Source organism: Streptomyces inusitatus (assembly GCF_014651115.1).
Taxonomy (GTDB): domain Bacteria; phylum Actinomycetota; class Actinomycetes; order Streptomycetales; family Streptomycetaceae; genus Streptomyces; species Streptomyces amakusaensis.
This window is the reverse complement of record NZ_BMWG01000006.1, coordinates 206,446-220,080: the sequence shown is the minus strand read 5'-3', so window position 1 is coordinate 220,080 and position 13,635 is coordinate 206,446. Positions and strand designations below refer to the sequence as shown.

At 71.2% G+C, this 13,635-nt stretch carries 12 protein-coding genes; 4 read left to right on the top strand and 8 right to left on the bottom strand.

What is annotated here, in order from left to right; genetic code table 11:
- Window positions 1-116: 116 nt before the first annotated feature.
- The 3 genes from IE247_RS13585 to IE247_RS13575 form a co-directional block, all read right to left on the bottom strand.
- Complete coding sequence (locus IE247_RS13585) at window positions 117-2,699, bottom strand: ATP-binding protein (RefSeq protein ID WP_190123309.1); 2,583 nt, start codon at window positions 2,697-2,699, stop codon at window positions 117-119.
- Between the two features lie 347 nt (window positions 2,700-3,046).
- Window positions 3,047-3,370, bottom strand: coding sequence for an STAS domain-containing protein (locus tag IE247_RS13580; protein ID WP_190123308.1), 324 nt, complete (start codon window positions 3,368-3,370; stop codon window positions 3,047-3,049).
- 201 nt (window positions 3,371-3,571) lie between these two features.
- Window positions 3,572-4,420: a 3-hydroxyacyl-CoA dehydrogenase family protein gene (locus tag IE247_RS13575; RefSeq protein WP_190123307.1), complete on the bottom strand. Its 849-nt coding sequence runs from the start codon at window positions 4,418-4,420 to the stop codon at window positions 3,572-3,574.
- A 200-nt stretch (window positions 4,421-4,620) separates the two neighbouring features.
- Here IE247_RS13575 and IE247_RS13570 point away from each other — a divergent pair, with 200 nt between their 5' ends.
- Window positions 4,621-5,193 (top strand): cob(I)yrinic acid a,c-diamide adenosyltransferase, encoded by a 573-nt coding sequence (locus IE247_RS13570; protein WP_190123306.1) that lies wholly within the window; start codon window positions 4,621-4,623, stop codon window positions 5,191-5,193.
- 27 nt (window positions 5,194-5,220) lie between these two features.
- Here IE247_RS13570 and IE247_RS13565 read toward each other — a convergent pair whose 3' ends face one another.
- Entirely contained in the window at window positions 5,221-5,799 is a 579-nt protein-coding gene (locus IE247_RS13565) for a hypothetical protein (protein WP_190123305.1), read from the bottom strand.
- 150 nt (window positions 5,800-5,949) lie between these two features.
- Here IE247_RS13565 and IE247_RS13560 point away from each other — a divergent pair, with 150 nt between their 5' ends.
- From IE247_RS13560 to IE247_RS13550, 3 genes are all read left to right on the top strand, one after another.
- Window positions 5,950-7,158: a sensor histidine kinase gene (locus IE247_RS13560; RefSeq protein WP_229869096.1), complete on the top strand. Its 1,209-nt coding sequence runs from the start codon at window positions 5,950-5,952 to the stop codon at window positions 7,156-7,158.
- On the top strand, window positions 7,155-7,847 hold the full coding sequence (locus IE247_RS13555; protein WP_190123303.1) for a response regulator: 693 nt from the start codon (window positions 7,155-7,157) through the stop codon (window positions 7,845-7,847). The genes IE247_RS13560 and IE247_RS13555 overlap by 4 nt, the downstream gene beginning before the upstream one ends.
- 255 nt (window positions 7,848-8,102) lie before the next feature.
- Window positions 8,103-9,899, top strand: coding sequence for a glycoside hydrolase family 18 chitinase (locus tag IE247_RS13550; protein WP_229869104.1), 1,797 nt, complete (start codon window positions 8,103-8,105; stop codon window positions 9,897-9,899).
- A gap of 137 nt (window positions 9,900-10,036) precedes the next feature.
- On the opposite strand, the gene IE247_RS13545 is transcribed toward IE247_RS13550, so the two are convergent.
- The 4 genes from IE247_RS13545 to IE247_RS13530 all read right to left on the bottom strand — a co-directional run bounded on the left by IE247_RS13545 (window position 10,037) and on the right by IE247_RS13530 (window position 13,619).
- Window positions 10,037-10,513 (bottom strand): DUF2550 domain-containing protein, encoded by a 477-nt coding sequence (locus IE247_RS13545; protein ID WP_190123384.1) that lies wholly within the window; start codon window positions 10,511-10,513, stop codon window positions 10,037-10,039.
- A 130-nt stretch (window positions 10,514-10,643) separates the two neighbouring features.
- Entirely contained in the window at window positions 10,644-11,027 is a 384-nt protein-coding gene (locus tag IE247_RS13540) for a F0F1 ATP synthase subunit epsilon (protein ID WP_190123301.1), read from the bottom strand.
- 232 nt (window positions 11,028-11,259) lie between these two features.
- Window positions 11,260-12,702, bottom strand: coding sequence for a F0F1 ATP synthase subunit beta (gene atpD / locus IE247_RS13535; protein ID WP_190123300.1), 1,443 nt, complete (start codon window positions 12,700-12,702; stop codon window positions 11,260-11,262).
- Window positions 12,702-13,619, bottom strand: coding sequence for a F0F1 ATP synthase subunit gamma (locus IE247_RS13530; RefSeq protein WP_190123299.1), 918 nt, complete (start codon window positions 13,617-13,619; stop codon window positions 12,702-12,704). The genes atpD and IE247_RS13530 overlap by 1 nt, the downstream gene beginning before the upstream one ends.
- Window positions 13,620-13,635: the final 16 nt, after the last annotated feature.

Genomic DNA, 13,635 nt, shown 5'->3' with positions numbered 1-13,635 from the left:
GGGGCAGCGGAGCCACCCGCCCGCAGGGCGGAGCGCCCCCCCCCCCCCCCCCCCCGGGGGGAGGCGGCCGCCGCCCCGGGAGGCACCGCCCGGGGCCCGCCGGCGTACCCGAGAGTTCAGGCGACCGGGACGGAGGCGGTCCCGCCGGGGGTGCTGGGCGCGATCGGCGCGCTCCCGGTGGTCTGGGTGCCGTCGTCGCCGATGGGCTTGGGCTTGGACGTGGGCGTGGGGGTCGTCGGCCTGGTGGTCTTGGTCGGCCTGTTGGTCGGGGTGGGCTTGGGGATGGCGGTGGCGGTGGGGGTGACCGTGGCGGTGGGCACGGTGGTCGGCCCGCCCGTGCCGGTCGGGCTGCCGGTGCCGGTGGTCGACGCCGGGGCGCTGGGGGTGGTCGGCGCGTCCGAGGTGCTCTGGTCCGGCCGCGGGGTGGTGCCGGCCGTGGGTGTGGTGGTGGCCGTCGCGGACGGTGTCCCCGTCACGGGTACGGCGCTGCGGGTGGTCGTCGCGCCGGTGGTGGCGGCCGGGACCGCGCCGGGGACGCTGGGCCCGGGCTCGCCGGGGGCGGTGGCGGGTTCGTCCGCCTCCAGACCGTCGGGGGCCTCCTCCTCCTTGACCGACTGGCCGTTGCCGACCTTGCCGCCGCTCGGCGGCTCCTTCTCGTCCGAGACCGCGCCGAGGGTGACCGCGGTGCCCAGGACGGCCACGAGCAGCGCGCCCGCGGCGGCGGCGAGCAGATTGCGGCGGGTGCCGAGCAGCACGCGCCCGCGGCGGGCCCAGGCGCTCTCCTTGCGCGGCGGCTGGTACGGGACGAAGGTCCGGGGCACCTCCACGGTCCCGGAGACCACCGGGAAGGGGCGGGTGCCCGGGGCGGGGGCGGCCTCGTCGCGGTCCGCCGCCCCCGCTCCCGCTCCCGTGCCGGGCGGCAGCGCGGCCATCGCCGGGGGCGAGGAGAGCGCCGGACGGGTGGCGGGCACCCGGGCGGTGGGGGCCTCGGCGGAGCCGGGGAGGGGGGCCGAGGGCACTCGTCCGTTCTCCCGGTCGTCGACGAGGGTCAGCGCCCGGCGTCCGGCGACCGTGCCGCTCTTGTCGGCGAGCACGCCGCGCATGCCGATCGAGGTCTCCAGCTCGGCGCGCGCCCGGTCCAGCCGGTCGGTGCTGAGCGCCAGGATGCCCAGCTCATGGTGGAAGTAGGCCTCTTCGGCCACTTCGCCCGCCTTGCGGGCGGCTTCGCAGCCGGTCCGCAGGACGCGTTCCCACGCGCCCCAGTGGAGTCCGGCGGCGAGGGCGGGCGCGGCGCTGCGGGCGAGCAGCACGGCGGCGCTCGGGTGCCCGCTCCCGTCGCTCGTGACCAGGGCGGTGAGCGCGGCCACGACGGCGTCCGCCTCGGCGCAGGCCCGCTCGGGGGTGACGGAGGGGTGTCCGACCCACCAGGTGTAGTGCTGGGCGGCGGTGTGGGCGTGGGCGGCGGACTCCTCCGCGTACCCCTTCTCGACCAGTTGGGCGCGGACGCCGGCCGCGAGCCGGTAGCGGACGCCGACCGGGGAGAGGAGGCCGCAGTTCATCAGCTCGCCGATCGCGGCGTCGGCGTGGGTGTCGCCGACGAGGGCGGGCAGATGCGCCTGGTGGGGCACCTCGCCGCCGAGCGCGACGGCGAGGCGCAGGGTCTGCCGGGCGGCCTCGCCGAGCCGGGAGGCGAGCAGTGGCGCGGGCGCCGCGCCCTGTCCCAGGGTGGGCAGGGCGACCTCCGTGCCGTCGACGCCCTCCGGGGGTGCGAACGCCTCGAAGGCGTCGGGGTCCTCGCGCAGCCGCTCGCGGAGTTCGTCGCGCTGGCGCAGCAGCGCGCCGGCCTGGACGAAGCGCAGCGGCAGGCCCTCGGACTCGAACCAGAGGTCTCCGGCCCAGTTGGCCTCGTCCTCGGCGAGCGGGCGGTCCACGGAGCGGCGCAGCAGCTCCATGGAGGCGCCGCGGCCGAGTCCGGTGAGGACGATCTCTTCGAGGTGGGCGTCGGCGGCGGGTTCGGGGGCGTCGGGGAGGGCGGCGAGCAGGAAGGCGCACTCGGGGGCCGAGTCGAGCAGCTCGCCGAGGGCCGCGCCGCCGAACTCCAGGTCGTCCAGGACGACGATCGCGCCGATGTCGGCGATCCGCTCGGGGAGTCGGGCGCGGCCGGGGCGGTGGCGCGGGGAGCGGTGGACGGCCGCGAAGAGTTCGTACAGCAGGTCGGTGGCGGTGCGGTGGCGGCCGTTGAGCCGGACGACTCCGTCGGGCGCGAGGTCGGCGCACTCCTCGGCGACGAGGTCGAGCAGGGCGGTGCGGCCGGAGCCGGCGGGCCCGGTGACGCGCAGGGAGCGGCCCCGGGCGAGGAGGCGGGTGATCCGCTCGCGCTCGTCGTCGCGCTCCAGCAGCGCCGGCCGGGGCGCGGCGGGTCCCGCGGGTGCGGGCGGCTGGGCGGCGCGCTGGTGTTCGGCGCGCTCGGCCCCGGTGCGGCGGACGGGCGGCGCGGGATGGTCGGCGGCGTCGGGCACGCCGGGCGGGCAGGGTTCTATCTCGCTGCCGTCGACGGGGTTCACGGTGAGCAGGAAGTCACCGGCGACGATCCGCACGGTACGGGCGAGCGGCGGCGCGGACTGTCCGAAGTCGGGCGCGCCGGGCTCGCGCGAGGGCCGCTTCGGCCCCGCGCCCTCGCCGAAACTGTCGTGGTCCATCGTCCAAGCCCCCAGATGCGCTTCGCAGAGGTTCGTCCCCGCCGGGGCTCGGTGGGAGCCCGTGGCGGAGCCTCGCGCGAAGGCCCCTCCCGAGTCTCTCCGCGCGCCCGGACGCCGCTTCGGTCCGGTGCTCCTGCCGCGTGGGTCGCCCGGAGCGGTGTGTCGTCGAGTGGCTCGTCGGAGCGTCCCGTACATCGGCAGACGAACGAAACCCTAGACGCTGGCAGGGTATCCCTGATGCGGCGGGGTGCCGGCCCGTCCGCGACGTCACGGCTTCATGAGAATTGTGAGGTCGCGAACGGGCGGGTACGAGGTGGGCGGAGGCGGCCCGGGGCGGGCCGGGCGGGTCAGACCCGGGGCAGCGACTCGGCGGCGAGGCCGCCCTCGATGGCGAGGATGCGGTGCAGCCGGGTGGCCACCAGCAGCCGCTGCATCTGCGGCGGCACACCGCGCAGTACGAGCCTTCTGCCGCAGCGGCCGGCCCGGCGGTGGGCGCCCATGATGACGCCGAGCCCGGTGGCGTCCCAGGAGTCGAGGCCGGTCAGATCGAGCACCAGGTCGCCGTCTCCGTCGTCGACCGCCGAGTGCAGGACCGTACGGGCGTCCGCCGCGCTGCGGACGTCGAGGCGGCCCCCGACGACCAGCTCGACTTGGTCGCCCCTGATGTGCATATGCGCTCCCCGAGAGTGCTTCAGTGCCCAGTGGATGTGTGATGGGCCGCGTCGGTGCGACGGCCCGCGCAGGCTGTCGCACTTCTTCTTGCCTCAACTGACGGCCTGAAGGGCGCCTCAGTTGCTGTTTGTAAGCGAACCGATACCGAAATCACTCCGTAGGGTGATACCGACGGACGCCGGAGGGCCTTCGCGGGCCGCTCAGTAGGTGTAGAAGCCCTGCCCGCTCTTGCGGCCGATGTCCCCGGCGTCCACCATCCGGCGCATCAGCTCCGGCGCGGCGAACTTGGTGTCCTGGGACTCGGTGTAGATGTTGCCGGTGGCGTGGAGCAGGATGTCGACGCCGGTGAGATCGGCGGTGGCGAGCGGGCCCATGGCGTGCCCGAAGCCCAGCCGGCAGGCGGTGTCGATGTCCTCGGCGGAGGCCACGCCCGACTCGTAGAGCTTGGCGGCCTCGACCACCAGCGCCGAGATGAGCCGGGTGGTGACGAAGCCGGCGACATCGCGGTTGACGACGACGACGGTCTTTCCCACGGACTCGGCGAACTCCTTCGCGGTGGCGAGGGTTTCGTCGCTGGTGCGGTGGCCCCGGACCAGCTCGCACAGCTGCATCATCGGCACCGGCGAGAAGAAGTGCGCGCCGACGACCCGCTCCGGACGGTCCGTCACCGCGGCGATCTTGGTGATCGGGATGGCGGAGGTGTTGGAGGCGAGCACCGCGTCCTCGCGGACGACGCGGTCGAGCGCGCGGAAGATCTCGTGCTTGACCTCAAGCTTCTCGAACACCGCCTCGACGACGACGTCGGCGTCCGCGACGGCGTCCAGATCGGTGGTGGTGGTGATCCGGGCCAACGCGGCGTCGGCGTCGGCCGCTTCCATTCTGCCCTTGGCGACGAAGCGGTCCCAGGAGCTCTTGATGGTGTCGGTGCCGCGGGTCAGGGCCTCGTCGGTGATGTCGCGCAGAACCACGTCCCAGCCCGCCTGGGCCGAGACCTGAGCGATTCCGGAACCCATGAGTCCGGCTCCGATGACGGCGAGCTTCCTGGCCACAGCGACACCCCTTAACGACTGTTTACATTTCGCCTCTCGGCCGGAGATTAGCGGCCGGAAGGGGTCAAGTGGCGGCTAAGAGATGCGCGTCACGTCTCACATGACGGACATCACATCCGGAGGGGCTCCAGCGGGCGCGCCGGGCGGTCGGGGGCGGGGGGTTGTGCCGCGCCGGGGGCGGGTCTCACTACGCTGGGCCCATGGTCAATCTGACGCGTATCTACACCCGTACCGGCGACCGGGGCACCACGGCGCTCGGTGACATGAGCCGGACCGCCAAGACCGATCTGCGGATCTCCGCGTACGCCGACGCCAATGAGGCGAATGCCGTGCTCGGCACGGCGGTCGCGCTCGGCGGGCTGGCGGACGAGGTGGTCGAGGTCCTCGTACGGATCCAGAACGATCTCTTCGACGTGGGCGCGGACCTCTCCACGCCGGTGGTGGCGGAGCCGGAGTACCCGCCGCTGCGGGTCGAGCAGTTCTACATCGACCGGCTGGAGGCCGACTGCGACCGCTTCCTGGAGGAGTTGGAGAAGCTCCGCAGCTTCATCCTCCCCGGCGGCACCCCGGGAGCGGCCCTGCTCCACCAGGCCTGCACGGTGGTGCGGCGGGCGGAGCGCTCGACCTGGGCGGCGCTGGAGGTGCACGGGGAGACGATGAACCCGCTGACCGCCACCTATCTCAACCGCCTCTCCGACCTGCTCTTCATCCTCGCGCGGACGGCGAACAAGGAGACGGGCGACGTGCTCTGGGTGCCCGGCGGCGAGCGCTGAGCCCGCTGACGGCAGCGGGCTCATGAACTAGCGGCGCTCCACCCGGACCGGCTCGCGATCCTCGGTGCCCTTGCCGGGGTCGCGCCGGGGCCAGACCAGATAGGACAGCGCGATCAGTCCGTGAATGATCGTCACCTTCCATGCCTGGCCGATCCAGCCCTCCAGCGAGCCCGAGCGGCTCGCGTCGCCCACGTACCAGATCGCCAGCAGGAGCAGTCCGGTCGCCACCGCCGCGCCGATCAGGGTGCCGAGCCAGACCTTGCCCTCGTGGGCCGCGCGCGCCATCCCGTACCGGGGCGGCGGGGACGGGGGCGGCGCGCCGCCGAGGCGGTGGGCGGCGTGGCCGTCGAGCCAGCGGACCGTGCGATGGCCGTGGCCCACGGTGTAGCCGATGTAGAGCGCCGCGAGGCCGTGCGTCCAGCTCGGCTGGGCGCCGTTCTTCAGATCGACCGCCGTGGCGATCAGCAGCACGACCTCCAGCAGCGGCTCGCACAGCAGCAGGGCCGCGCCCAGCCGGGGCATCTTCAGCAGGTACCGCGCGCCCAGTCCGGCGGCCAGCAGCACCCAGAAGCCCACCTCGCAGACGATGATCAGCGTGACGATCACGGGACTTCTCCTCTCTCCTCCCCCAGGCTTTCGCACCCCCGGCCGCCCGGCGTCGTCGGCAGTGAGGAGAGCGCACTGCATACTTCGATGTACTCGCAGCTCAGCCCGGTCGGGGAGGCCCTGGGACCGAGGGCCGTGTTGGATGGACGAGTGACCGTTCCCCGCCCCCACCGCGACGATGTCCTCATGATCGCCGCCGCCTTCCTCGGCGGTGTGCTGCTGTGGTCCCTCGGCGTCTACAACGAACCGGGCAGCGACCTCCTCCCGGCCTGGGCCGCCCTGGTGCCGCTGGCGGTGATCAGCGTCCAGGAGCTGTTCCGCAGGTCGATGCCGCTCACCACGCTGCTGGTCGGCACGGCGGTCCTGATCGCCGACCAGTTCACGGTCGGGAACCTCTTCACGGTGCTGCTCTTCACCGACACCGTGTACGTGGCGGTGGTGTACGGCTCCCCCGCCGTCGCCCGCCGGGTCCCGGTGATCGCCGGGCTGCTCTCGGTCGCCGCCGCCATCAGTCTGCTGGTGTTCTTCCGGAACCCCACCGCGCTCTTCCTCGGTGTGATCGTCGGGATGGTCGTGCTCAGCCCCGCCGTCACCGGGGCGATCATCCGCAACCACCGGGAGGCCGCCGACGCGGCGCGGCTGCGGGCCGAGCAGACCGCGCTGCTCGCCGAGATGGACCGGGTCCAGGCGGTGACGGCCGAGCGCGGGCGGATGGCGCGCGAGCTGCACGATGTGGTCGCCAACCATCTCTCCGCGATCGCGATCCACTCCACGGCAGCGCTCTCCCTGAACGACCCCGGGACCTCCCGGGACGCGCTCGGGGTCATCCGGGAGAACAGCGTCGCCGGGCTCTCGGAGATGCGGCGGCTCATCGGGCTGCTGAGGGACCGGGCCCAGGACGACCGGCCGACCGCGGCGCCCACGCTCGCCGGGGTGGAGTCGCTGATCGACCAGTTCCGCGCCCATGGCACGGCCAGCGGGCTGGCCTTCGCCCTGGACGACCGGCGCGAGAAGGGGGTGACCCTGCCCGCGCCGGTGGAGCTGGCGGCCTACCGGATCGTCCAGGAGTCCCTGACCAACGCGCTCAAGCACGCCGAGCCCGGTGAGGTGCGCATCGCCATCGGCCACGACGAGGACCGGGCCCTGACCGTCACCGTCACCAGCCCCTTCGGCCGCCGCCCGGGCCCGCGCGCGCCCGGCTCGGGGGCCGGTCTGGTCGGCATGCGGGAGCGGGTGGACCTGCTGTCGGGCTCGATCGAGGCGGGCCCGGTGGCCGGTCCCGCCGGCGGCCCCGAGAAGATCTGGTGCGTACGGGCCGTGCTGCCCGTACGGGACGAGAGCGAGGAGTACTCCGCATGACATCGGAGGTACGCCATTCAGAGGACGCGTCACAGACGGGGCGCGTACGGGTACTGGTCGCGGAAGACCAGAGTGCCGTACGTGCGGGGCTGGTCCTCATTCTGCGCAGCTCGGCGGAGATCGAGGTCGTCGGCGAGGCGGCGGACGGCGAGGAGGCCGTGCGGATGGCCCGGGAGATCCGCCCGGACCTGGTGCTGATGGACCTTCAGATGCCCCGGCTCGACGGGGTGTCGGCGACCCGGCAGATCGTCTCCGAGAGGCTCGCGGACGTCCTGGTGCTGACCACATTCGATCTGGACGAGTACATCTTCGGCGCGCTACGGGCCGGGGCCTCGGGCTTTCTGCTGAAGAACACCGAGGCCGCCGACCTCCTGGCGGCGGTGCGCACGGTGGCGCGCGGCGAGGGGCTGATCTCCCCCGCGGTCACCCGCCGGCTGATCGCGGAATTCGCCGCGCCGCACCGGGTGCGCTCCCCCGACGCGCCTGACCCCGCGATTCTCGACGCGCTCACCCGGCGCGAGCGCGAGGTGCTGCACTGTCTGGGCGAGGGGCTGTCGAACGCCGAGATCGCCGTACGGCTGAGAATGGCCGAGGCCACGGTGAAGACCCATGTCAGCCGCCTGCTGGGGAAGCTGGAGCTGCGCAGCAGGGTTCAAGCGGCGGTGCTGGCGCAGGAATTGGGAATCTGACGGGGATCCGGAGGGCTGTTCTACGCCAGCATGCCGCCTTTGGTCTGGACCTATTGACGATTGGTCCAGACCTTCCTACTCTCACCGCTACGCACGCCGCGGTGAGCCACGCGGAGTGCGGAGCGCACGGCACGGCACGGTCCCACCCCACTGTCAGGACCTCCTCAAGGAGTACCCGTGAGCACTCAGCCCCCACCCTCGCACGGCCTCAGACGACCCGCCCCACCGGGAGCGAGGCTCTCCGTCCGATCGAAGATCATCGCGTCGCTGACCGCGCTGATCCTCCCGCTGGCCGCTCTGGTCGGCCTCGCCACCCCCGCCCAGGCCGCCACGTCCGCCACCGCGACGTACGCCAAGGCCTCCGACTGGGGCAATGGCTTCGAGGGCAAGTGGAGCATCAAGAACACCGGCACCACGGCCATCAGCGCCTGGACCGTCGAGTGGGACTTCCCCGCCGGCACCCGGGTGACGTCCGCCTGGGACGCCGATGTGACCAATGTCGGCAACCGCTGGACCGCCAAGAGCAAGTCCTGGGCCGGCGCGCTGGCCCCCGGTGCCACGGTCACCTTCGGCTTCAACGGCACCGGCACCGGAGCCCCGTCCAACTGTAAGCTCAACGGCGGCTCCTGCGACGGGGGCACCGTCCCCGGCGACGACCCGCCGAGCGCCCCCGGCACCCCCACCTCCAGCAATGTCACCGAGACCGGTGTGACGCTGGCCTGGACCGCCGCGACCGACGACAAGGGCGTCAAGAACTACGACGTCTACCGTGACGGCACCAAGGTCCACACGACCACCGGCCTCACCTTCGCGGACACCGGCCTGACCAAGGCCACCGACTACTCGTACACCGTGCAGGCCCGCGACACCGCGGACCAGCTCGGCCCGCTCAGCGCCGCGCACCAGGTGCGCACCAGCGGCACCGTGAACCCCGGCTCCAAGATCAAGATGGGGTACTTCACCCAGTGGGGCGTCTACGGACGCAACTTCCACATCAAGAACCTGGACACCTCCGGGACCGCCGCGAAGATCACCCACATCAACTACGCCTTCGGCAATGTCCAGGGCGGCAAGTGCACCATCGGCGACTCCTACGCCGACTACGAGAAGGCGTACACCGCGGACCAGTCCGTGGACGGCGTCGCCGACACCTGGGACCAGCCGCTGCGCGGCAACTTCAACCAGCTCCGCGAGCTGAAGAAGAAGTACCCGCACATCAAGGTGCTGTTCTCGTTCGGCGGCTGGACCTGGTCCGGCGGCTTCACCCAGGCCATGGCCAACCCCACCGCCTTCGCCGAGTCCTGCTACCAGCTCGTCGAGGACCCGCGGTGGGCCGATGTGTTCGACGGCATCGACCTTGACTGGGAGTACCCGAACGCCTGTGGTCTGACCTGCGACAGCAGCGGGCCGGCCGCCATCAAGAACATGATGCAGGCCTTCCGCGCCAAGTTCGGCCCGAACAACCTGCTCACCGCCGCCATCACCGCCGACGCCTCCAACGGCGGCAAAATCGACAAGGCGGACTACGCGGGCGCGGCACAGTACATCGACTGGTACAACGTGATGACGTACGACTTCTTCGGCGCCTGGGCCGCCAAGGGCCCGACGGCCCCGCACTCGCCGCTCACGGCCTACCCCGGCATCCCGCAGGACGGCTTCAACTCGGCGGCGGCGATCAACAAGCTCAAGGCCGGCGGTATCCCGGCCAGCAAGCTGCTGCTCGGCGTCGGCTTCTACGGCCGGGGCTGGACGGGCGTCACCCAGGACACCCCGGGCGGCACCGCGACCGGTCCGGCCACGGGCACCTACGAGCCCGGCTTCGAGGACTACAAGGTCCTGAAGAACACCTGCCCGGCCACGGGGACCATCGGCGGCACCGCCTACGCCAAGTGCGGCAGCAACTGGTGGAGCTACGACACCCCGTCCACGCTCACCAGCAAGATGAGCTGGGTCAAGAGCCAGAACCTGGGCGGCACCTTCGCCTGGGACTTCAGCGGCGACACCACCAACGGTGAGCTGATCACCGCCATCAACAACGGTCTTCAGCCCTGACCGCGGAACGCGCGCGACGGCGGGCACCCGCCCGTGAGTGATTCACACCGGGCTTGACCCGAGCCGGTGGCACAGAGAAGGGGCCGGGGAGATCCCCCGGCCCCTTCGTGCGTCGTACGGCCGTCACGGCGACGGCCTCAGGCCACATTCACCCGCTGGCCGGGGGGCGCGGCCTCCAGCCAGGCGAGGAAACCGGTCAGGGCGTCCTCGCTCATCGCCAGCTCCAGCCGGACGCCCCGGTGCAGACAGCCGAGCACCACGGCGTCGGAGAGCAGAGCGAGCTCCTCCTCGCCCTCGGGCGTACGGCGGGCCACCACCTCGATCGCGGAGCGCTCCAGGATCCGGCGCGGCCGGGGGGCGTACGAGAAGACCCGGAACCACATGACCTGGTCACCGCTGTAGCGGGCCACTCCGTAGACCCAGCCCTTGCCGTTGGAGGGCTCGGCGGCGGACTCGGGGCCGTCGTCGGGGTCCTCGGGAAGATTCCACCGCAGGGAACAGTCGAACGTACCGCCGGAGCGCTGGATCAGACGTCTGCGCAACCCGAAGACGAACAGCGCGATCCCCACCAGGGCGACCAGCGCCAGGACGCTCACCAACACCGCGAGGAACATGTCCATCGACCTCCTCGCATCGTCTTCGTCCCCAAACGCCGTTCGACAAACACCTGCATTGCCTCAGCCGCGGTCCGGTCTGGATACTCCAGTCCGGGCCGCGGCTGAGGGTGACGACTGTCGGCGAGTGCTAGCGCACCGCCACCGCGCGCAGTCGGACATCGGCGCGACGCTCGGCGGCGGCGTCCGAATCCGACTTGGCGCGCTCCAGCGCACGCTCGGCGCGCTGGGCATCGATCTCGTCAGCCAGCTCGGCGATCTCCGCCACCAGCGACAGCTTGTTGTCGGCGAAGGAGATGAAACCGCCGTGCACAGCGACGACGACCGTGCCGGCTCCCTCGGGGGAGCTGGTACGGATGGTCACCGGGCCCGACTCCAGCACACCGAGCAGCGGCTGGTGACCGGGCATGACGCCGATGTCGCCGGATGCGGTGCGTGCGACGACCAGGGTGGCCTCACCGGACCAGACCTTACGGTCCGCGGCGACCAGCTCGACATGCAGCTCAGCAGCCAAGAGGGGCTCCTCGGGTCACCACCCGGCGATGATGCCGGGTGTTGGGTCAAAGTCTAATGGGGCGCCGGACGCCGAAGCGCCGGGGCCCGTCCTCCGGCATTTCGCTGCCGGAGCTCCCGGGCCCGTCCGGCCGCGTCGAAGGCGGCCGGACGGACTCCGGGATTCACAGGAGGGGCGTACGCGGGGGGCGGGGCGGAATCCGTCCCGCCCCCCCGCGCCCGAGTCCGGAGACTCAGGAAACGCCCAGCTCCTTGGCGTTGGCCTTGAGGTCCTCAATGCCACCGCACATGAAGAACGCCTGCTCGGGGAAGTGGTCGTACTCTCCGTCGCAGATCGCGTTGAACGCGGCGATCGACTCGTCGAGCGGCACGTCCGAGCCGTCCACACCGGTGAACTGCTTGGCGACGTGGGTGTTCTGCGACAGGAATCGCTCCACCCGGCGGGCACGGTGGACAGCGATCTTGTCCTCCTCGCCCAGCTCGTCGATGCCGAGAATCGCGATGATGTCCTGGAGGTCCTTGTACTTCTGCAGGATCCCCTTGACGCGCGTGGCGGCGTCGTAGTGCTCCTGCGCGATGTAGCGCGGGTCCAGGATCCGGGACGTGGAGTCCAGCGGGTCCACGGCCGGGTAGATGCCCTTCTCGGAGATCGGACGGGAGAGAACCGTCGTCGCGTCGAGGTGGGCGAAGGTGGTGGCCGGGGCCGGGTCGGTCAGGTCGTCCGCGGGGACGTAGATCGCCTGCATCGAGGTGATCGAGTGACCGCGCGTCGAGGTGATGCGCTCCTGGAGGATACCCATCTCGTCCGCCAGGTTCGGCTGGTAACCCACCGCGGACGGCATACGGCCGAGCAGGGTGGACACCTCGGAACCGGCCTGGGTGTACCGGAAGATGTTGTCGATGAAGAAGAGAACGTCCTGCTTCTTCACGTCGCGGAAGTACTCCGCCATCGTCAGGCCGGCCAGGGCGACGCGCAGACGGGTGCCCGGGGGCTCGTCCATCTGGCCGAAGACGAGCGCCGTCTTGTCGATGACGCCCGACTCGCTCATCTCGTCGATGAGGTCGTTGCCCTCACGGGTGCGCTCACCGACACCGGCGAACACCGACACACCGTCGTGGTTGTTGGCCACGCGGTAGATCATTTCCTGGATCAGCACGGTCTTGCCGACACCGGCACCACCGAACAGACCGATCTTTCCACCCTTGACATACGGGGTGAGAAGGTCGATGACCTTGATGCCGGTCTCGAACATCTCGGTCTTCGACTCAAGCTGGTCGAAGCTCGGGGCCTTGCGGTGGATCGGCCAGCGCTCGGTGACGTCCTTGTTCGTCTCGGGGTGGTTCAGAACCTCGCCGAGAGTGTTGAACACCTTGCCCTTGGTGAAGTCACCGACGGGCACCGTGATGCCCGCGCCGGTGTTGGTCACCGTGGCCTGGCGGACCAGACCGTCGGTGGGCTGCATCGAGATCGCGCGGATCACGCCCTCACCGAGGTGCTGGGCGACCTCAAGGGTCAGAACCTTGAGCTTGCCGTCCTCGGCCGGGTCGGCCACCTCGACGGTCAGCGCGTTGTAGATCTCCGGCATCGCGTCGACGGGGAATTCCACGTCGACGACCGGGCCGATGACCCGGGCGACGCGGCCCGTGGCAACGGCCGTCTCAACTGTCGTCGTCATTACTTGTCACTCCCCGCGGTCGCGTCGGCCAGGGCACTGGCTCCACCGACGATCTCGCTGATTTCCTGGGTGATTTCGGCCTGGCGGGCCGCGTTGGCAAGCCGGGAGAGGCTCTTGATCAGCTCCCCGGCGTTGTCGGTCGCCGACTTCATCGCGCGGCGGGTGGCGGCGTGCTTGGAAGCAGCCGCCTGAAGCAGCGCGTTGTAGATCCGGCTCTCGACGTAGCGCGGCAGCAGGGCGTCGAGGACGTCCTCCGCCGACGGCTCGAAGTCGAACAGCGGAAGGATCTCGCCCTTGGTACCACTGTCCTCGGCGGCCGCCTCAAGGCTGAGCGGCAGCAGCCGGTTCTGCACCGGCGTCTGCGTCAGCATCGAGATGAACTCGGTGAAGACGATGTGGAGCTCGTCCACGCCGCCCTCGGCCGTGTCCTGCTGGACCGCCGCGATCAGCGGAGCCGCGACCTTCTTGGCGTCCGCGTAGGTCGGGTTGTCGGTGAACCCGGACCACGACTCCACGACCTTGCGCTCGCGGAAGTTGTAGTACGAGACACCCTTGCGGCCGACGATGTAGCTGTCGACCTCCTTGCCCTCGCTCCGGAGCCGCTCGTTGAGCTGCTCCGCCGCCTTGATGGCGTTGGCCGAGTAGCCGCCGGCCAGACCGCGGTCGCTCGTGACGAGCAGAACCGCGGCACGGACCGGAGTCTCGGCCTCAGTGGTGAGCGGGTGCTTGGTGTTCGACCCGGTCGCGACCGCGGTCACCGCGCGGGTGAGCTCGGTCGCGTACGGAGTGGATGCCACCACCTGGCGCTGCGCCTTGACGATGCGCGAGGCGGCGATCATCTCCATCGCCTTGGTGATCTTCTTGGTCGCGGTGACGGATTTGATGCGACGCTTGTAGACCCGGAGCTGGGCTCCCATGAGTCAGGTCCCTTCC

What these genes read in the sequence shown, in the direction of transcription:
- IE247_RS13580 (WP_190123308.1), bottom strand. Translation starts at nt 3,370, where the DNA reads ATGCACATCAGGGGCGACCAAGTCGAGCTGGTCGTCGGGGGCCGCCTC.
- atpD (WP_190123300.1), bottom strand. Translation starts at nt 12,702, where the DNA reads ATGACGACGACAGTTGAGACGGCCGTTGCCACGGGCCGCGTCGCCCGG.
- IE247_RS13545 (WP_190123384.1), bottom strand. Translation starts at nt 10,513, where the DNA reads ATGTTCCTCGCGGTGTTGGTGAGCGTCCTGGCGCTGGTCGCCCTGGTG.
- IE247_RS13570 (WP_190123306.1), top strand. Translation starts at nt 4,621, where the DNA reads ATGGTCAATCTGACGCGTATCTACACCCGTACCGGCGACCGGGGCACC.
- IE247_RS13530 (WP_190123299.1), bottom strand. Translation starts at nt 13,619, where the DNA reads ATGGGAGCCCAGCTCCGGGTCTACAAGCGTCGCATCAAATCCGTCACC.
- IE247_RS13585 (WP_190123309.1), bottom strand. Translation starts at nt 2,699, where the DNA reads ATGGACCACGACAGTTTCGGCGAGGGCGCGGGGCCGAAGCGGCCCTCG.
- IE247_RS13555 (WP_190123303.1), top strand. Translation starts at nt 7,155, where the DNA reads ATGACATCGGAGGTACGCCATTCAGAGGACGCGTCACAGACGGGGCGC.